The 18,233-nt window shown below is 62.4% G+C and carries 14 protein-coding genes and 2 pseudogenes; 14 read left to right on the top strand and 2 right to left on the bottom strand.

The features are described from left to right. Window positions 1-19: 19 nt before the first annotated feature. The 8 genes from J7302_RS25165 to J7302_RS25130 all read left to right on the top strand — a co-directional run bounded on the left by J7302_RS25165 (window position 20) and on the right by J7302_RS25130 (window position 9,113). Window positions 20-910: a LysR substrate-binding domain-containing protein gene (locus tag J7302_RS25165; protein WP_215381295.1), complete on the top strand. Its 891-nt coding sequence runs from the start codon at window positions 20-22 to the stop codon at window positions 908-910. A gap of 16 nt (window positions 911-926) precedes the next feature. Beyond that, window positions 927-2,300 carry a threonine synthase gene (gene thrC / locus J7302_RS25160; RefSeq protein WP_215381292.1) on the top strand — a complete coding sequence of 458 codons (1,374 nt, stop codon included), beginning with the start codon at window positions 927-929 and terminating at the stop codon, window positions 2,298-2,300. 16 nt (window positions 2,301-2,316) lie between these two features. Next, window positions 2,317-2,754, top strand: a complete 438-nt coding sequence (locus tag J7302_RS25155) for an Lrp/AsnC family transcriptional regulator (protein ID WP_215381289.1) — start codon at window positions 2,317-2,319, stop codon at window positions 2,752-2,754. 481 nt (window positions 2,755-3,235) lie between these two features. After that, complete coding sequence (locus J7302_RS25150) at window positions 3,236-4,279, top strand: homoserine dehydrogenase (protein ID WP_215381287.1); 1,044 nt, start codon at window positions 3,236-3,238, stop codon at window positions 4,277-4,279. A 13-nt stretch (window positions 4,280-4,292) separates the two neighbouring features. Further along, window positions 4,293-5,708 (top strand): aldehyde dehydrogenase family protein, encoded by a 1,416-nt coding sequence (locus J7302_RS25145; protein ID WP_349814476.1) that lies wholly within the window; start codon window positions 4,293-4,295, stop codon window positions 5,706-5,708. 127 nt (window positions 5,709-5,835) lie between these two features. Beyond that, a complete protein-coding gene (locus J7302_RS25140; protein ID WP_251702262.1) occupies window positions 5,836-6,183 on the top strand; it encodes a Rid family hydrolase in 348 nt (115 codons plus the stop codon). Between the two features lie 402 nt (window positions 6,184-6,585). Continuing rightward, window positions 6,586-8,049 (top strand): SulP family inorganic anion transporter, encoded by a 1,464-nt coding sequence (locus tag J7302_RS25135; RefSeq protein ID WP_215381285.1) that lies wholly within the window; start codon window positions 6,586-6,588, stop codon window positions 8,047-8,049. A 365-nt stretch (window positions 8,050-8,414) separates the two neighbouring features. Beyond that, on the top strand, window positions 8,415-9,113 hold the full coding sequence (locus tag J7302_RS25130; protein ID WP_215381283.1) for a potassium channel family protein: 699 nt from the start codon (window positions 8,415-8,417) through the stop codon (window positions 9,111-9,113). Window positions 9,114-9,193: 80 nt separating this feature from the next. Here J7302_RS25130 and J7302_RS25125 read toward each other — a convergent pair. Further along, window positions 9,194-9,271, bottom strand: a pseudogene (locus J7302_RS25125) (transposase); the annotation flags it as partial. Between the two features lie 127 nt (window positions 9,272-9,398). On the opposite strand from J7302_RS25125, the gene J7302_RS25120 reads away from it, so the two are divergent. Further along, window positions 9,399-10,142 carry a class I SAM-dependent DNA methyltransferase gene (locus tag J7302_RS25120; protein ID WP_215381281.1) on the top strand — a complete coding sequence of 248 codons (744 nt, stop codon included), beginning with the start codon at window positions 9,399-9,401 and terminating at the stop codon, window positions 10,140-10,142. A gap of 444 nt (window positions 10,143-10,586) precedes the next feature. Here the strand turns inward: J7302_RS25120 and J7302_RS25115 are convergent, their stop codons facing one another. Further along, the gene (locus J7302_RS25115; RefSeq protein WP_215381278.1) at window positions 10,587-11,507 is read right to left on the bottom strand and encodes a LysR family transcriptional regulator; all 921 of its coding nucleotides are present in this window, start codon (window positions 11,505-11,507) and stop codon (window positions 10,587-10,589) included. 242 nt (window positions 11,508-11,749) lie between these two features. Here J7302_RS25115 and J7302_RS25110 point away from each other — a divergent pair, with 242 nt between their 5' ends. From J7302_RS25110 to J7302_RS27195, 5 genes and pseudogenes are all read left to right on the top strand, one after another. Further along, complete coding sequence (locus J7302_RS25110) at window positions 11,750-13,240, top strand: aldehyde dehydrogenase (RefSeq protein WP_215381275.1); 1,491 nt, start codon at window positions 11,750-11,752, stop codon at window positions 13,238-13,240. Window positions 13,241-13,398: 158 nt separating this feature from the next. Then, a complete protein-coding gene (locus J7302_RS25105; RefSeq protein ID WP_215381272.1) occupies window positions 13,399-14,454 on the top strand; it encodes an ABC transporter substrate-binding protein in 1,056 nt (351 codons plus the stop codon). Between the two features lie 146 nt (window positions 14,455-14,600). Further along, window positions 14,601-16,022, top strand: a complete 1,422-nt coding sequence (locus tag J7302_RS25100) for an APC family permease (RefSeq protein WP_215381270.1) — start codon at window positions 14,601-14,603, stop codon at window positions 16,020-16,022. A 200-nt stretch (window positions 16,023-16,222) separates the two neighbouring features. After that, a complete protein-coding gene (locus J7302_RS25095; RefSeq protein WP_215381268.1) occupies window positions 16,223-17,605 on the top strand; it encodes an aspartate aminotransferase family protein in 1,383 nt (460 codons plus the stop codon). A gap of 191 nt (window positions 17,606-17,796) precedes the next feature. Beyond that, window positions 17,797-18,026, top strand: a pseudogene (locus J7302_RS27195) (ISL3 family transposase); the annotation flags it as partial. Window positions 18,027-18,233 lie beyond the last annotated feature (207 nt).

The following is an 18,233-nucleotide window of genomic DNA, read 5'->3' as shown; positions in this document are numbered from 1 at the left end:
ATGCCATGAGGTGCCAAGCATGAATCAGAAGGCCTTGCCTCCACTGAACTGGCTGCGTGCGTTCGAAGTGTCCGCGCGGAGTTTGAACTTCACCCATGCGGCCGAGGAGCTTCACCTGACCCAGGGCGCCGTGAGCCAACAGATTCGCCAGCTGGAAAGTCATCTGGGCGTGGCGCTGTTCAAGCGCCTGCCACGGGGCTTGAGTCTCACGGAAGAGGGGCAGTCGTACCTGCCGGTGGTACAGGACGCAATCACCCGGCTGGCGGTCGGCACCAACGAGATCTTCGGCCAGCACAAGCGGCGGCCGATCAAGATTCGCGGCAGCCTGGCGTTCCTCGTCCACTGGCTGGCACCCAAGCTTGCCGAGTTTCGTCAGGCGCACCCGCACGTGGACATTCGCTACATCAGCAACCTGTGGGTCAAGGAACTGGACGGCGAGGACGACATGGAAGTCCGCTGGGGCCACGGCCAGTGGTCGGGGCTGGTCTCCCAGCGCCTGACCTGGGACACGCTGTTCCCGGTCTGCTCCCCTCAGTTGATGGCGCAGTCGCCGCTCCGCGAGCCCGCCGACGTTGCCAACCACCTGCTGCTGCACGTATTGGGCTACGAGGAGGGCTGGGGCTACTGGCTGAAGAGGGTCGGCGCGAACGATGTCGACTATTCCACCGGTATGCAGTTCGACACCCTCATTTCCACCTTGCGCATGGCCGAACTGGGGCAGGGCATTGCACTGGCTCGGTCGTCAATGGTGGAGGAGTTGCTCAGGGAGGGGCGCCTCGTGGAGCCCTTCACCCAGAGGATCGAGGCCAGCGAGTCCTTTTACCTGGTGCGCAGTTCCGGGGCGGATCTGCATCCTGATGCGATGACGTTCTCGACCTGGCTGGTGGCGCAGACCCATCGATACAAATGAGTGGTCGGAGTTAAACATGCACTATGTGAGTACACGAAGCGCTGCCGTGCGTGCGGACTTCGAGACCGTGGTCCTGTCCGGGCTTGCCGAAGACGGCGGATTGTACGTCCCGGCGAGCCTGCCGGTGTTCAGCGCCCAGGAGGTCACCTACTGGTCGTGGCTGCCTTTCGATGAGCTGGCCTGGCGCGTCATGAGCCCCTTCGTTGGCCAGGCGATTCCGGAGGACGATCTCAAAGGCCTGCTCAAGGACACCTATCGCGCCTTCGGCCATCGCTCCATTGCACCGCTGCACCAGGTGGATCGGAACGAATGGGTGCTGGAACTGTTCCATGGCCCAACCCGGGCCTCCAAGGACTTCGCCGCCCAATTGCACGCTCGCCTGGTGAGCTACTTCCTCGATCGGCGCCAGCAACAGGCGGTCGTGGTGGGTGCCACCAACGGCGATACCGGGCTTGCCGCGATAGAAGCGTTCGGAAGCTGCGAGCAGAGCCGGGTCATGGTGCTGTATCCGAGCAACGGCGTGCCGGAGGATCGTCTCAACGAGTTGCAGGACGCCGACCCGGCCAGGGTGCTGGCCTTCGCCGTAGATGGCAGCTTCGACGATTGCCAGGCCATGGTCGCTCAGCTGTTCCGCCAATGGCCCTTGGCCAATGTTCGGGCCATCGGCTTCAACTCCACCAACTGGGTCGGTGTGATGGCCCAGATCGTCCTCTACTTCCATGCCGCGCTGCAGTTGGGTGGGGGCGTGCGGCCCATCGGCTTCAGCATTCCGGCCGCCAGCTTCGCTGAGGTGTATGCCGGGTACATCGCCCAGAAGATGGGCCTGCCGATCAACCAGATCATCATCTCCACCAACCGCAACGATGCCCTGCACCAGTTCGTCCACAAGAACCAGTACTCGAAGCGGCAAGCGAACAGGACCGTCTCTCCGGCGATGGACTTTTCCATCTTTTCCAACCTGGAGCGCTTTGTCTGGGAGCTCTACGGTCATGATGACCAGGCCGTCAGGGCACTCATGGACTCTTTTGAAACTACCGGTGAGCTGAGCATCGCCAACAAACACTGGCTGCAGGCGCGCATGCTCATCGACTCCTATGCCGTGACCGATGAGCAGACCATCGATGAGATCACCGCGCTGTTCCGCGATACCGGCTATGTCATCGACCCGCACACGGCCACGGGAGTCCTCGCGGCGCGACTCTATCGGCGCAGCATGGTGACGCCCATGGTGACCCTGGGTGAGTTTTCACCGGTCAAGTCGGCGGCACTGCTCGCTGGGTTGGGTGTCATGGCCGCGCCTGTCTCGGCCCCGGGGCGGCGCGCTGGCCACCCGCAGTCAATTCGGGTGGGCGATCTGGATACCATTGCCAGGGCGTTGGCTGAGCTGTGATGCAGGTGGGCGCGCGATGAAGCGAATACTGGATCCACTCGATGAGCGCATCCTGGCGGAACTCACCGTTAATGCGCGGATCGCCCACGCCGAGCTGGCTGCCAAGGTGAATCTGTCGCGCAATGCCGTGCGTCAGCGGATCGAGCGGCTGGAGCGTGACGGAGCCATCCAGGGCTACACGATTATTGAGGGCGACGGACGCAGGCAATCGTCCCAGATCAGCGCCGTGATCTTCGTCTACCGCTACGACCGCATGCGCGGGGACGAAGTTTTGCGAGCCTTGGGCGCCATCCCGGAAATCGTCCAATGCGAAGTGATGAGTGGAGAGTTCGACCTCATGGTCCGCGTCGGCGCCTCGAGCCCCGAGCGCGTCCACAATGTATGGAAGGAGATATCCGCCATGCCCGGAGTCGAGAATACCGTCACCTCTTTCGTGCTCTCGTCCGTCATTTGAGTTTGACGTGAAAGTCATAGTGCGTGGGTTGGCGCTGAGTCGAGCGAAACCCAACATGCCTTGGCCAAGACACTTACCTCGTCATGCCAGATATCAAGTTTTGCAGTCCCGACGCCAACCTACTTGGCTATCGCCTTCGTCGATTAGCCAACTTCCAGGGCTTGATCGCACAGATATGGCCAACATGAATAGAAGTCCTCGCCTGGTTTAATCGACCCTCCCGTGCAGCCCCGCGGTATCTAACTTGGCGCCATGCCGTGGCCGTTCCCTGTTTCGTCGCTATTACCCATTTCAGCAAGTAAAGACCGTTCAACTTTCCAGCAAGCCTGGGGCTTTCGGCTGCGCAACTTTCAAGCTTGTGGAAAGTTTTCATCAATGGTCAAAACGACCAATAAATACAGCAGATAGCCATATTCAACTGACAGGGCCTCCCTCTTAGTCTGGTGTCCATAGAGCAACTGCCTGAATGGGAGGCAATTTGATGACTGAATACAAGATCGCACTGGTGGGTTTTGGTGGTGTTAACCGTGGCCTGGCGCAACTGATCGCCGAACGTAACCAGAGCTGGCGGAAAGAACTGGGCTTGAGCCTGAAGATCGTCGGTGTGACCGACCTGTTCCTTGGCTCGATCATGGCTCGTGACGGGCTGGATGCCGCCGAACTGGCCAAGTTGCCGAGCTCCAAGGGCGCTTTCGCGCAGTTGCCGGGCGGTTCCGCCGAGGCTTTCAACGAAACCATCATCAAGCAATCCGGTGCCGACATCATCGCCGAGGCCACCTTCACCAATCCGGTGGATGGCGAGCCCGCTACCACCTTCTGCCGCTGGGCCCTGGAAGGCGGCAAGCACGTAGTCACCACCAACAAGGGACCAATCGCCTTGCATGCCGATGAGCTCAAGGCGCTGGCCAAGCGCAACGGCGTGTGCTTCGAGTACGAGGGTTCGGTGATGAGCGGCACCCCGGTCATCCGCATGGCCCGGGAAACCCTGCCCGGCGCAGTGATCACCGGGTTCGAAGGCATCCTCAACGGGACCTCGAACTACGTGCTGACCCGCATGGAGGAGGGGCTGAGCTTTGCCGATGCAGTGCGCAAGGCCCAGGAACTCGGCTATGCAGAGGCCGATCCGACGGCGGATGTAGAGGGACATGACGTGCGCCTGAAGGTGGTCATCCTGGCCAACGAACTGCTCGACGCCAAGCTGACCGTCAACGATGTGAACTGCAGCGGCATCACCTCGCTGAGCCCCGCCGATATCGAGCGTGCGCAGCAGAGCGGCGAACGTTGGAAGCTGATTGGTTCCGCCACCCGCAATGCTGCTGGCGCAGTCAGCGCCAGCGTCGAGGCCAGACTGCTGGACAACAGCCACCCGCTGGCAGGCATCTCCGGCGCGACCAACGCCGTGTCCTTCAACACTGAGTTGCTGGGTGCGGTGACCGTCTCCGGCCCGGGTGCCGGACGGATCGAAACCGCGTTTGCGCTGTTGTCGGACATCGTCGCCATCCACAAGTCCGTATCGAAGAAATAAGGGGAGAAGACTCGTGAACGTATCCCGTCTCGCCGTAGCGATGGCCGTGGCACAAGATCAGATCGATGTACTCAATCCTTTCGATGGCAGCCTCATCGGCTCCGTGCCATGCCTGGGTGTGACGGATGTTCCCGGCCTGCTGGAGCAGGCGCGCCGTGGCACTCGCGCCTGTGCCGCGCTGGCGCGCCATCAGCGGGCACGGATTCTCGAACAGGCAGCGCAGCTGGTCGAACGGGACGCGCAAGCCTTCGCTCGGCTCATCGTCCAGGAGGCCGGCAAGACCATTCGACAGGCGCAGAAGGAGGTCAAACGCTGCGTCAATACGCTGAAGCTTTCGGCGGAGGAGGCCCGACGCAATGCCGGCGAGGTGGTGCCTTTCGATGCCTACGAGGGCTCCGAGTCCCGCCAGGGTTGGTTCACGCGTGATCCGCTGGGCCTGATCGTGGCGATCACGCCCTACAACGATCCACTGAACCTGGTGGCACACAAGCTCGGCCCGGCCATTGCGGGCGGCAATGCGGTCATCCTCAAGCCGTCGGAGCTGGCGCCGCTGTCTGCAATCAAACTGGTTGGCTGCCTGGTGGAAGCGGGGCTGCCGGAGTTCGTGGTCACCCTGGCCACCGGCGGCGCGGACTTGGGGAAGGCCCTGGTCGCCGCTCGTGAGGTGCGGATGATTTCCTTCACCGGCGGATTCGTTACTGGAGAAAATATCGCCCGTACCGCCGGCCTGAAAAAGCTGGCCATGGACCTGGGTGGCAATGCACCGGTCATCGTGATGGCGGATTGCAACCTCGAGGCCGCCGTCGAGTCCTGCGCCTCGGGCGCCTTCTGGGCCGCAGGGCAGAACTGTATCGGCACGCAACGACTGCTGATCCAGGCTTCGATCTATGAAGCGTTCCGCGACCGCTTCGTCGCCCTGGCCGGGAGCCTGGTCGTCGGCAACCCGGCCAGCCCGGACACCGATATCGGCCCAATGATCACCGAGCAAGCTGCGCAGAACACCGAGCAGGTCGTTGCCGAAGCCCTGGGGGAGGGTGCACGCCTGCTCTGTGGCCACCAGCGCAAGGGGTCCTGCTATGCCGCCACCGTGCTGGAAAAGGTCGACCACGGCAGTCGCCTGTGGCGCAACGAAGTCTTCGCCCCGGTAGTGGTGCTCGAACCCTTCGACACCCTTGAGGACGCCATCGCGCTGGCCAACGAGCCCGAATACAGCCTGCATGCCGGCATCTTCACCAACGACCTGCAACAGGCCCTGGGGGCTGCGCGGCGCATCGAGGCGGGCGGGGTGATGATCAACGACTCCTCCGATTACCGCTTCGATGCCATGCCTTTCGGCGGCTTCAAGTACGGCAGCCTGGGACGCGAAGGCGTGCGCTTCGCCTACGAGGAAATGACCCAGCCAAAGGTGGTGTGCATCAACCAGCTGTAAAGAACCGTCGGGTGACGTCCGGTTACGGTCGTCCTTTGCATCGGGCAGGTTCGCTCGCAGCGCTGCCCGGTGCGTTTTTTACGCTGGCCGGCTTGGGCCACAATATGGACTGCAAGGCAGACACGACATGATCGAACGATTCGACGAAGGCAACAGGATGTCCATGGCGGTCAGGTACGGCCGCCACTTCGAAACCGCAGGTGTGGTGGCCGAAGACCTCACTTTGGGCGTCCAGCAGCAAGCGCGGCAGGCCCTGGCGGCTATCGACACACTCATGGCGCGGGCCGGAGTGACCAAGGACGACCTGATTCGTGTGCAGATCTGGATTGCCGACTATGCGCACTTCGACCTGGTCAATGAGGTGTACGACCACTGGTTGGAGGGCCACCGCAAGCCCGTGCGCGCCTGTGTCGAAAGCCGGCTGGGCGGGTGCCTGATCGAGATCCAGGTCTTCGGCTACCTCGTAGCCGCATGACCGCGGAGCAACCAACCGCGCGGAGTCACCCGTATCCCTTGAGGCGACGCGTTTCCTTGTTGGGGCGAATGAATAGGATCTGTCTCTGTCGAGTGGTGCAACGTGATGCCTCTCCTGTAGGAGCGAGCTTGCTCGCGAAAAGGTCCGGTCCGCGAGCAATAGTTCGGCGTCTCCCTGTTGCTGCAAGGTTCTCTGCCCGGCCGTTGATTCCTGGCAACAGCTAACGCAGACAAAGCCAATTCATTTGCCAAGGGCGGCGCAGCTGCCCCTGGGGAGTTGGCAGGGCAGGCCTTTCCCCCCGCATATCCGACGGCTGTCGCCCGGAGAATGGCTGGCCGGACCGCTTTCGATTCCGTAACATCCGTCGCCTTCCGTAATCCCCTCCCACCTCTCAGGAAAGCCATGAAGCCAGCCCGCCTGCGCGCCGATGTCCTGGCCGGACTCACTACTTCATTCGCCCTGGCGCCCGAGTGCATCGCCTTTGCTCTGGTCGCCCATTTAAATCCGCTGGTTGGACTGTACGGCGCCTTCATCATCTGCACTCTGACTGCCCTGTTCGGCGGCCGCCCCGGCATGGTGTCCGGCGCCGCCGGATCGATGGCCGTGGTGATCGTCGCCCTGGTGGTACAGCATGGCGTGCAGTACCTGCTCGCCACCGTGTTGCTGGGCGGGCTGGTGATGATCGCCTTCGGTCTGCTGCGCCTGGGCAAGCTGGTGCGGATGGTGCCGTATCCGGTGATGCTCGGCTTCGTCAACGGCCTGGCAATCGTCATCGCCCTGGCCCAGCTGGAGCACTTCAAAGCTGGCGAAACCTGGCTGAGCGGCACGTCGCTTTACCTGATGCTGGGGCTGGTGGCGCTGACCATGGCCATCGTCTACCTGTTGCCGCGCCTGACCCGCGCCGTGCCGCCGGCGCTGGTGGCGATCCTCGGCGTCGGCGTGCTGGTCTATCTGATCGACCTGCCGACCCGCACCCTCGGCGACATGGCGCACATCGCCGGCGGTCTGCCCGGCGCGGCCCTGCCGGTGGTGCCCTGGACCCTGGAAACCCTGCGCATCATTGCTCCCTACGCCGTGTTGATGGCCCTGGTCGGCCTGCTGGAAACCCTGCTGACGCTGAACCTCACCGATGAGATCACCGAAAGTCGGGGCTACCCGGACCGCGAGTGCGTGACCCTGGGCGCAGCCAACATGGTGTCTGGTCTGTTTGGTGGCATGGGCGGCTGCGCGATGATCGGACAGACCATGATCAATCTCAGCTCCGGCGGCCGCGGTCGCCTCTCCGGCGTGGTCGCCGGGGTGATGATCCTGCTGTTCGTACTGTTTCTTTCGCCACTGATCGAGCGCATTCCGCTGGCTGCCCTGGTCGGGGTGATGTTCGTGGTAGCACAGCAGACTTTCGCCTGGGCCTCACTGCGTGTGCTCAACAGGGTGCCGTTTCACGACGTGCTGGTGATCCTCGCGGTGACCGTCATCACGGTGTTCACCGACCTGGCCATGGCTGTGCTGTGCGGAATCGTCATCGCCGCGCTCAACTTCGCCTGGCAACATGCCCGCGAACTGTACGCCGACACTCATGTGGAGGCCGATGGCAGCAAGCTCTATCTTTTGCACGGTACGCTGTTCTTCGCTTCCACCACGCCTTTCCTCAATCTGTTCGACCCGGCCAACGATCCGCCGCAAGTGACCCTCGACTGCCGTCACTTGAGCTTCGTCGACTACTCCGCCATCGCCGCGCTGACGACCCTGCGCGAGCGCTATGCCAAAGCCGGAAAACATCTTCGCGTCGTGCACCTTTCCGAGCGCTGCAAGCACCTGCTCCGACGTGCCGGAATCCAGCATGTCGAGGTCAGCGCAGGACTGTGAACCGGCTGCAGGCCTGATTCGATCCATCCGGGCGAGTCATCCCTTTCCTTTCCAGGGGCGACTGGCGCGGGAAGGGGCCCGAGAGTGGGATACCTGTATCCAGCAGGGAGGATGCCGAATACCTGGCTGTTTGCAGGAGTGGATTCATTCGGCAAAGGCAGCGTTGTTGGCAGCTCCCACCGTGTTGGCTGTACCTTGGCGCTTCCCACCTGGCGGCTGCTTCAAGCTCGACTCGGCTCGTTGCGCAATCCATATTTCTGAGTTTGGCGACTAGAATTTCCAACGCCGACTCTTCTAAAGCCAAGTCAGATCTCAATCTTGCAATGTCAAGTCACGAGCCTTAGTCCGGTCTCCAGGAATCTGCTATGACAAATCCGAAAGACAATGCCGAATCCGACGAGGATTTAGCTCAGATGGTAATTGGCCTAGGGCCCTGCACCTATCTATTGCTGCTCTTATTAGGATTGATCCTCCTGTTTCCCTTTCTTGAGGAAGGCATATTCGCTCGCACGTTGCTCGGCATTCTGTTTTCGATCGTGCTACTCGTGGGCGCCCTCGCCACCAGGCAGACTCGGTGGGGGTTCATTCTCAAACTGGGTCTGGCGATGGTTGGAGTTGGCCTTCAATGGACGGCGTTGTGGGCTGAAAGTATCGCGATTCTTGTCCTGGCCGGGATAACTTTTGCGGTGTCTCTTGCCGTCTCGTTTGGTGGAGTGCTTCGCTATATTTTCAAGCGGGGACCAATTACAGCCGACAAGCTGCATGGCGCGCTTGCGGGTTACATCATGCTGGCCTTCATTTGGTCCTTTATCTATGCCCTGGTCGAGATATCCAGTGCGGGCTCATTCGGCCCCGGCCGCCTCGACTTCACACAGCCTGGCACTTTCTTCAAGCTGATCTATTTTAGCTTCACGACGCTCACGACCACCGGTTACGGTGATGTTCTCCCATTGACCAACCACGCCCGCTCACTTGTCATGGTCGAAGAGTTCTCAGGCGTCTTTTATGTTGGTGTTCTGATAGCACGGCTTGCCGGTCTTTATCCGTCGAATCAGACAAGGTGACTCTCGATCTGCCTGAGGATTTTTGATTGGCGGTCATGATGCTGTCGTCGCCGACGACTCGCGAAAAGGGGATAGATTTATTCGTCTTCCAGGCCCAGCCGGCAGAACCAGCGATAGGCCAGGTTCAGATGCACCTCTTCGTACAGCCGTCGCTCGGAGAGGAAGGCGTTGGTCTAGCAAGAAGCAGCTCCCAGCGGCTGGTACGGGACGTCTGTTTTCGGTGGGAAGCGCTCGGGGCTGAGGTACCATGCTGATCGGAAACCCCCGTCAAACCTCTGGCTGCTTATGTCCTCCAACGCGCTGTACACCGACCTGTCCACTTACTACGACCTGATGTGCGCCGACATCGACTACCGGGCGCAGAGCCACGGCGTGCGCCGGCTGCACCAGTTGTTCGGTAATCAGGGGCGCAGGCACCTGGATCTTGCCTGTGGCACCGGGCCGCACGTGCGCCATTTCCTCGACTTCGGCTACCGCAGTGCCGGCCTGGACATCAATCAGCCGATGCTGGATATCGCCCAGTTGCGCTGTCCCGAGGCACAGTTCAGTCGGCAGGACATGGCGGGATTTCGAGTGGGCGAGCCGCTGGATCTGGTCACCTGCTTCCTCTACTCGATCCACTACAACGCCGGGCTGGAGCAACTGCGGGTGTGCTTGGCCAGCGTGCACGGCGCGCTTGAGGATAACGGCGTGTTCTGCTTCAACGCGGTGGACAAGCGGCTGATCGACAACCGCTCATTTGTGCGCCATGCCGTGGAGCACGAGGGCAGCCACTTTACCTTCGGTTCCGGCTGGTACTACAGCGGCGAGGGCGAGCGGCAGGCGCTGCGCCTCAGCATCGAGAGGACCGCAGCAGGGGTGACCCAGGCCTGGGAGGACGAACACGCCATGGTCGCCCTGAGTTTCACCGAGCTTCAGCAACTGTTGCAGCCACACTTCGAGGTGCACGTCTTCGAGCATGACTACGAACGGATCACTCCCTGGGGCGGTACGTCCGGGAATGCATTGTTTGTCTGCGTGAAGCGCTAAGAACCGGCGTACGATCTTCTGATTGTCGGCCATGCAGCACTGCAATGCAGGAACAACTGCAAGCTGGCCAATTATCTTCTAGCCGCAATCACCAAGGGATTTTTGTCCCAGAATCAGTCGAAATCCATCCTTTCAACTAGAAGCTCCCGTTCACGAAATGACCTTCATCACTGACTTTTTTCACCGTGCTCGCTCATCGCATCGGTGTGCTCATCCTCAAGGTGCTGAGCGGCGGCCGTTTCAAGGGTGATCGCGGTCATGCCTGGGGCTGGCCGTGGCGCTGGGCAACCTGTTGCTGTTGGCGCCGTTCGTGGTCCTCATCCCTGGAAGATTCACCACAGCATCGGGTGATACTCAAACCCGCCACCCCTGACCTTTGAGTCACGACCCGCTCACCTCGTTTGGCCGGCCTCTTTGCGCTGGGACCTGCCCAACCTGCGCCAACTACGAACGTTTCTCGACCTTCTGCGCCAGCCGCTCCCGGCAGAAATCCACAAACAGCTGTGCAGGTTTGGTCAGCTGCGCGCGTTTCAGGCGGGCGGCAACCAGACCAGAGGTGGCGACGGGTTCGGCGATGTCGACCATTACCACTTTCTTGCCGTCGTAGGTGCATTCCGAGTGCGGACGGGTGACCAGCAGGGAGAAGCCGAAGCCCTGGCCCACCATGCCGCGCACCATCTCGATAGAAGGGGAGCTGAAGACGATGTTCGGCGAAAGGCCGAGTTCGATGAACAGGCTGACGAAGTAGGTCCGGCTGGGTTGCACGTCCAGCAGGATCATCGGCTCCAGGGCGAGGTCGCGCAGCGATACCTGGGCCTGGCCGGCGAAACGGTGGTTTTCCGGGAGTAGGGCGTAGGGCTTCTGCGGCGGCATCAGCGGTTCGGTTTCGATCGTGCTGTCCAGGTCGTGGTCGTAGAGGAAGGCCAGGTCGAAGGTGCCGGCAGTGAGGCCTTGCACCAGTTCCTGCTGCTCGCCATCGCGGATGCGGATGTCGACGCCAGGGTAAAGCTCGCGGAAACCGGCGATCAGCTGCGGCAGATAAAGCGGGGCCACGGTCTCGAAGCAGCCGATGTCGATCTGCCCGGCCACGATGTCGTTGTCCGCCAGGGCGTTCTGCTCGAACTCGCGAGCCATGCGCAGCAGTTCCTGGGCCTTCTGGTAGAAGCGCGCGCCGCTGGGTGTCAGCGAGACCCCCTGGGCGTGGTGGCGGATGAACAGCTGCACGCCAAAGCTTTCTTCCAGGCCTTTGATCGCGGTAGAGATGGACGGCTGGGCGATATACAGCTTGCGCGAGGCCTCGGCCACGCTGCCGGACTCCACCGTCGTCACGAAATACTTCAGTTGTCGCAAGGTATAGGAAGCCACGGAAACCTCTGCTTCACAGCCTCAGGCAGGGGCCCGGGCGGGTGGTTCTTATTGGTGGAGCTCAAGCGCTCCATGAGCTGCACCTTACCCCAGCGGGCGCGCCGGGAGCTGAATGCGCTGCCGAGTTTTTTCATATGACTCGAGCATATTTTTAATAATTTTCCTCTGCCGGACTCTGGAGCAACATCTCCCCGACCCGAATAACAACATGACCGCACAGACGGTCGATCTGGGAGTGCAGCGTGTTCGATCTCGGCTATTGGCAGCAGAAGGCTGCCCGGCAAGCATTCAATGACAAGGCGCTGATCGGTGGCCGCCAGGTGGCCGCCGAATCCGGCGAAACCTTCGACTCGATCAACCCGGCGACCAACCAGTTGCTGGCCCGCGTGGCTGCCTGTGGCGTGGCCGAGGTCGACCTGGCCGTGCGGACAGCGCGCCGTGCCTTCAACGAAGGCCCCTGGGCGCGCATGGCACCGGTGGAGCGCAAGAAGGTGCTGCTGCGCCTGGCCGAGCTGATGCTGCAACACCGCGAGGAGCTGGCCCTGCTGGACTCGCTGAACATGGGCAAACCGGTGATGGATGCCTGGAACATCGACGTACCCGGCGCCGCCCATGTGTTCGCCTGGTACGGCGAATGCCTGGACAAACTTTACGACCAAGTGGCGCCGACCGCGACGAACGCCCTGGCCACGATCACCCGCGAGGCGCTGGGCGTGATCGCCGCCGTGGTGCCCTGGAATTTCCCCCTTGATATGGCCGCCTGGAAGCTGGCTCCGGCTCTGGCCGCCGGCAACAGCGTGGTGCTCAAGCCCGCCGAGCAGTCACCGTTCTCCGCCCTGCGTCTGGCCGAGCTGGCGCTTGAGGCCGGCCTGCCGGAAGGCGTGCTGAACGTGGTACCCGGCCTTGGCGAGCATGCTGGCAAGGCCCTCGGCCTGCACCCGGATGTCGACTGCCTGGTGTTCACCGGCTCGACCCAGGTGGGCAAGTACTTCATGCAGTATTCGGCCCAGTCCAACCTCAAGCAGGTCTGGCTTGAGTGCGGTGGCAAGAGCCCGAACCTGGTGTTCGAGGATTGCCGCGACCTCGATCTGGCGGCGGAGAAGGCAGCCTTCGGCATTTTCTTCAACCAGGGCGAGGTCTGTTCGGCCAACTCGCGGCTCTATGTACAGCGCTCGATCCAGGACGAGTTCGTCGAGCGCCTGATCGACAAGGCCCGCCAATGGATGCCGGGCGATCCGCTGGACCCGGCCAGCCGCGCCGGTGCCATCGTCGACTCCGGGCAGACGGCCCGCATCATGGCCTTCATCGAGCAGGCCCAGGGCGAGGGCGCGCAACTGCTCGGTGGCGGTCGTCGCTTGAGCTTTAACGGCTCCAGCAATTTCGTCGAGCCGACCCTGTTCAACAATGTCTCCAGCGATATGCAACTGGCCCGCGAGGAGGTGTTCGGCCCGGTCCTGGCGATCAGCGCCTTTGACTCCGAGGAAGAGGCCCTGCGCCTGGCCAATGACAGCATCTATGGCCTGGCGGCCTCGGTGTGGAGCGACGATCTGAACCGCGCACACCGTGTGGCCCGCGCGCTCAAGGTGGGCACTGTTTCGGTCAACACTGTGGACGCCCTGGACGTCAGCGTTCCTTTTGGAGGTGGCAAGCAATCGGGCTTCGGCCGCGATCTCTCGCTGCATTCCTTCGACAAATACAGCCAGCTGAAAACCACCTGGTTCCAGCTGCGTTGAGGTTGCGATGACGACCCGGCCGCGATGCCCCTGCAGCAATGCGGCCGCCCATAAAAAGATCCATTCCTGTCGCGTGGTGTCACGCGCGGATTCACGGCTTCTGGCCATGCCTGCCTCAGCAACTGATCACAACCACAAAGAGAAGTGAGGGAGTTCCCATGAAAGAGTCCTTGCCCCCGTGCATTCGCGTTGCCGTTGGTCTTGCATTTCTGGCTGCTGCCAGTAACCAGGCCATGGCGCAGTCCCAGAGTCTCACCGTGATCTCCTTCGGCGGGGCCACCAAGGCCGCGCAGGAAGCGGCCTACTTCAAACCTTTCGAGCAAAGCGGCGCCGCCAAGGTCGTGGCCGGCGAGTACAACGGTGAACTGTCCAAGGTGAAGGCGATGGTCGACATCGGGCAGGTCAGCTGGGACGTGGTGGAAGTGGAAAGCCCTGAGCTGCTGCGTGGTTGCGAGGAAGGTCTGTTCGAGCGCATCGACCCGGCGGTGCTCGGTGAGTCCGCGCAGTACATGCCGGGAACCGTGAGCGAATGTGGCGTGGCCAGTTACGTCTGGTCCATGGTGCTGGCGTACAACGCCGGCAAGCTGGCCAGCGCGCCGGCCTCCTGGGCGGACTTCTGGGATGTCCAGCGCTTCCCGGGCAAGCGTGGTCTGCGCAAGGGCGCCAAGTACACCCTGGAGGCCGCTCTGCTGGCCGATGGAGTCAAGCGCGAAGACCTCTACAAGGTCCTGGAAACCCCTGAGGGTGTGACACGTGCCTTCCGCAAGCTGGATCAGATCAAGCCCTACATTCAGTGGTGGGAAGCCGGTGCCCAGCCGCCGCAATGGCTGATGGCCGGTGACGTGGTGATGTCCGCCGCCTACAACGGGCGTATCGCTGCCGCGCAGAAGGAAGGCTCCGCGCTTGCCATCGTCTGGAACGGCAACCTCTATGACCCGGACCACTGGGCCATCGTGCGCGGCACTCCGAACAAGGCGCTGGCCGAGCGCTTCATCGCTTTTGCCAGCCAGGCCGAAACGCAGAAGACCTTCTCTACCCAGATTCCCTACGGCCCGGTTCACAAGGACGCCCTGGCCACATTGCCCGCCGAGACCCTGCAGCAACTGCCAACCGCGCCGGCCAACCTGGCCGATGCGCAGCTGGTGAATGCCGAGTTCTGGGTCAACCACGGCGAGGAGCTGGAGGAGCGCTTCAACGCCTGGGCAGCCCGTTAAGGATTGCGCCCCTCGGCATCGGGATTTGCGATGCCGATGAGGGGCGTGGATGACGAAGGCGGGCGCTTCCGTCCTTCGTCCACTAAAGCCTGCCGGCCCAACGCGGCCAGACGGGCGAATAACAAGTACAAGATCGGGAGAGTGTCATGAGTGCAAGTGTTTCCGTTCCTGCCCAGGGGCTGGTGGAGGAGGGCGGCTTTCGCCGGGTCCTGGGCCTGGGGTCGCTGCTGGCGGTCGCCATCGGCCTGGTGGTGTCGCAGGGCGTGATGGTGCTGATGCTGCAGGGCGCGGGTTTCTCCGGCCTGGGCTTCATCGTTCCGCTCGGGCTGGCTTACCTATTGGCCCTGAGCTATGCGTTTTCCTTCTCCGAACTGTCGTTGATGATTCCGCGTGCCGGTGGCCTCAGCAGTTACACCGAAGTTGCCATCGGCCACTTTCCGGCCATCCTGGCGACCTTCTCCGGCTATGTGGTGGTGGCCATGTTCGCCCTCTCGGCCGAGCTGCTGCTGCTCGACCTGATTGTCGGCAAGGTCTACCCCGGCGTTTTCCCGCCCTTCAGCATCGCCTTTGGCGTGTTAGGGCTGTTCACTGTGCTCAACCTGATGGGCATCGACATCTTCGCCAAGTTGCAGACTGCCCTGGCGGTGGTGATGGTGGTCGTGCTGCTGGTAATTGGCGTGGCCGCCATCGTCGAAGGCGCGCCGAGCGAAACCGCCAGCACTGTCCTGCAGGGTGACTGGAACCCAATGGGCGCGAGTGTGCTGACCCTCACCGCACTGGCCGTGTGGGGCTTTGTCGGGGCAGAGTTCGTCTGCCCGCTGGTGGAGGAAACCCGCAAGCCGGAGCGTAATATCCCGCGCTCGATGATCATTGGCCTGACCGTGATTTTCGTGACCATCGGCCTCTACTGCCTTGGTGCACTGTTCATGCTGCCGCAGGAAGCGCTGACCACCGATGCACTGCCGCACTACCTGTTCGCCACTGCCGTGTTCGGCAAGGCAGGCGAAGCGTTCCTGGTAATCGCTGCCGTGACTGCTACCTGCAGCACCCTGAACACCTCGCTGGCGGCCATTCCGCGCATGCTCTACGGCATGGCGCAGAACGGCCAGGCCTTCCCGCAGTTCAAACGTCTCAGCCCGCGTGCCCGCACGCCCTGGGTGGCGGTGCTGTTCGTCGCGGCCATCACCGGCCTGCCGATCCTGGTGATGGGGCAGGACGCCGCGTCGATCAACCTGCTGCTGCTCGCCGCGGCCCTGGCCTGGCTGCTGGCCTACATCATCGTCCACATCGATGTGATCGCCTTGCGCCGCCGCTACCCGGCCATCGCCCGTCCGTTCAAGACCCCGTTCTATCCGTGGCCGCAGATCTTCGGCATCGCCGGGATGTTCTATGCCATCTGGTACGCCTCGCCGAGCCCGGACATGACCGGCAAGATCTTCGGCATCGCCGGTGTGGTGCTGGCCCTGGTGTCGGTGATTGCCGTCGTCTGGATCAAGGTCGTGATGCGCAAGGACCTGTTCCGTCCCGAACCCCTGGAGCAGGTCACCGGCGAAGCGGCTGACCGCTGATCGATTTATCCGGGGTGCGCCACGCCCCGACCTCACCCGGCTTCTTGCCGGGCCTTGCCCGCCGTGCGCCCCGCGCTGGAGCGCGCGGCGGGCAGGGCAGCTTTTTCGTATAGCGCGAATACATATTTAGTAATTTCCCTGGCCATCGCCTTCAGCCAGCATCGGTATCACTGCATACCGGGACGAGGAGACCCCTAACAATGAACGCTCAATTCCAGGCCCAACGCGAAACCCGTGACTACCAGGCAGCGGATGCGGCCCACCACATCCACGCCTTTCTCGACCAGAAGGCGCTGAACGCCGAAGGCCCGCGGGTGATCGTTGGCGGCGAGCGCCTCCACCTCTGGGACAACGACGGCAAGCGCTACCTCGATGGCATGTCCGGCCTCTGGTGCACCAACCTCGGCTACGGCCGCAAGGACTTGACCGCCGCCGCTACCCGTCAGCTGGAGCAGCTGCCGTACTACAACATGTTCTTCCACACCACCCACCCGGCGGTGGTGGAACTGTCCGAGCTGCTGTTCAGCCTGCTGCCGGGCCACTACAGCCACGCCATCTACACCAACTCCGGCTCGGAAGCGAACGAGGTGCTGATCCGTACCGTGCGCCGCTACTGGCAGATCCTCGGCAAGCCGGAGAAGAAGATCATGATCGGCCGCTGGAACGGCTACCACGGCTCCACCCTGGGCGCCACGGCCCTGGGCGGGATGAAGTTCATGCACGAGATGGGCGGCATGCTGCCGGACATCGAGCACATCGACGAGCCTTACTGGTTCGCCCATGGCGGCGACCTGACCCCGGAAGAGTTCGGCCTGCGCGCCGCTCGCCAGCTCGAGGAGAAGATCCTCGAACTGGGTGCCGACAAGGTAGCGGCCTTCGTGGCTGAACCCTTCCAGGGCGCGGGCGGCATGATCTTCCCGCCGGAAACCTACTGGCCGGAAATCCAGCGTATCTGCCGCAAGTACGACGTGCTGCTGTGCGCCGATGAGGTGATCGGTGGCTTCGGCCGGACGGGCGAGTGGTTCGCCCACCAGCACTTCGGCTTCGAGCCGGACACCCTGTCGATCGCCAAGGGTCTGACCTCCGGCTACATCCCCATGGGTGGCCTGGTGCTGAGCAAGCGTATGGCAGAAGTGCTGGTAGAAAAGGGCGGGGTGTTCGCCCACGGTCTGACCTACTCCGGGCACCCGGTAGCGGCTGCCGTGGCTATCGCCAACCTCAAGGCACTGCGTGACGAGGGCGTCGTGACCCAGGTGAAGAGCGACACCGGCCCATATCTGCAGCAATGCCTGCGGGAGGTGTTCGGCAATCACCCGCTGGTGGGCGATATCCAGGGCACAGGCCTGGTCGCCGCGCTGCAGTTCGCCGAGGACAAGGCGACCCGCAAGCGCTTCGACAACGAGAGCGACATCGCCTGGCGCTGCCGCACCATTGGCTTCGAGGAGGGCGTCATTATCCGCTCCACCCTGGGCCGGATGATCATGGCGCCGGCTCTGGTGGCGACCCGTGCCGAAATCGACGAGCTGGTCACCAAGACCAGGATTGCGGTGGATCGCACCGCGCAGGAGCTGGGGCTGCTTTAAGCCCCGCTACGGGGTGCCGGTGACCACGTCCGGCATCCTGGTACCCACAGCTGCAAGGCAGTTTTACGGCGCCCGGGATTGCTGCCCGCGCGCCGTTTTTTTGGGTTCTTCGCAGAATCTGGGGGAAGAGCGAGTTGACAGTCGGGGAAGTGGGTAAATTGGCAATCGCCAAACATCCCAACCCCCACCCCCTGCTGATCAGTCTTGAACCCCAAACCGAGCGTTTCCCGATTTGCAGCCGCGTGCCAGACCCAACCTGTTGATCCACGAGCAGCAGCACATTCGCCAGGTGCGGGATCGTGACCTGCAGGATCAGCGCGTCCTGCTACAACTGCCGGTGCGTCGCGTCGACTGCCTGTACTGCGGACGCGTATCCGAGCGGATCGACTGTCTGGCGCCGGCTTCCCGCCTTCCTCGGAAAGCAGCCTGCAACACCTCCTTGGCGGACTTGTCGGGCGGAGTGACATATCGAAGGCGCGCGAAACCTTGTAGGAGCCAGCTTGAACTGGCTTAATGATTTTGGACACCTCACTCGGGCGCTATGATGGCCCAAATCTGAGGTATGTCGGAATGCGTAAGTCCTACTCGAATGAATTCAAACTCAAGGCTGCCAGCATGGTTCTGGACG

Source organism: Metapseudomonas boanensis (assembly GCF_018704125.1).
GTDB lineage: Bacteria > Pseudomonadota > Gammaproteobacteria > Pseudomonadales > Pseudomonadaceae > Metapseudomonas > Metapseudomonas boanensis.
This window is presented reverse-complemented; position numbering and strand designations above follow the sequence as displayed.

What these genes read in the sequence shown, in the direction of transcription:
- J7302_RS25140 (WP_251702262.1), top strand. Translation starts at nt 5,836, where the DNA reads ATGATCGAACGATTCGACGAAGGCAACAGGATGTCCATGGCGGTCAGG.
- J7302_RS25105 (WP_215381272.1), top strand. Translation starts at nt 13,399, where the DNA reads ATGAAAGAGTCCTTGCCCCCGTGCATTCGCGTTGCCGTTGGTCTTGCA.
- J7302_RS25150 (WP_215381287.1), top strand. Translation starts at nt 3,236, where the DNA reads ATGACTGAATACAAGATCGCACTGGTGGGTTTTGGTGGTGTTAACCGT.
- J7302_RS25165 (WP_215381295.1), top strand. Translation starts at nt 20, where the DNA reads ATGAATCAGAAGGCCTTGCCTCCACTGAACTGGCTGCGTGCGTTCGAA.
- J7302_RS25100 (WP_215381270.1), top strand. Translation starts at nt 14,601, where the DNA reads ATGAGTGCAAGTGTTTCCGTTCCTGCCCAGGGGCTGGTGGAGGAGGGC.
- J7302_RS25095 (WP_215381268.1), top strand. Translation starts at nt 16,223, where the DNA reads ATGAACGCTCAATTCCAGGCCCAACGCGAAACCCGTGACTACCAGGCA.
- J7302_RS25130 (WP_215381283.1), top strand. Translation starts at nt 8,415, where the DNA reads ATGACAAATCCGAAAGACAATGCCGAATCCGACGAGGATTTAGCTCAG.
- J7302_RS25135 (WP_215381285.1), top strand. Translation starts at nt 6,586, where the DNA reads ATGAAGCCAGCCCGCCTGCGCGCCGATGTCCTGGCCGGACTCACTACT.
- thrC (WP_215381292.1), top strand. Translation starts at nt 927, where the DNA reads ATGCACTATGTGAGTACACGAAGCGCTGCCGTGCGTGCGGACTTCGAG.
- J7302_RS25120 (WP_215381281.1), top strand. Translation starts at nt 9,399, where the DNA reads ATGTCCTCCAACGCGCTGTACACCGACCTGTCCACTTACTACGACCTG.
- J7302_RS25155 (WP_215381289.1), top strand. Translation starts at nt 2,317, where the DNA reads ATGAAGCGAATACTGGATCCACTCGATGAGCGCATCCTGGCGGAACTC.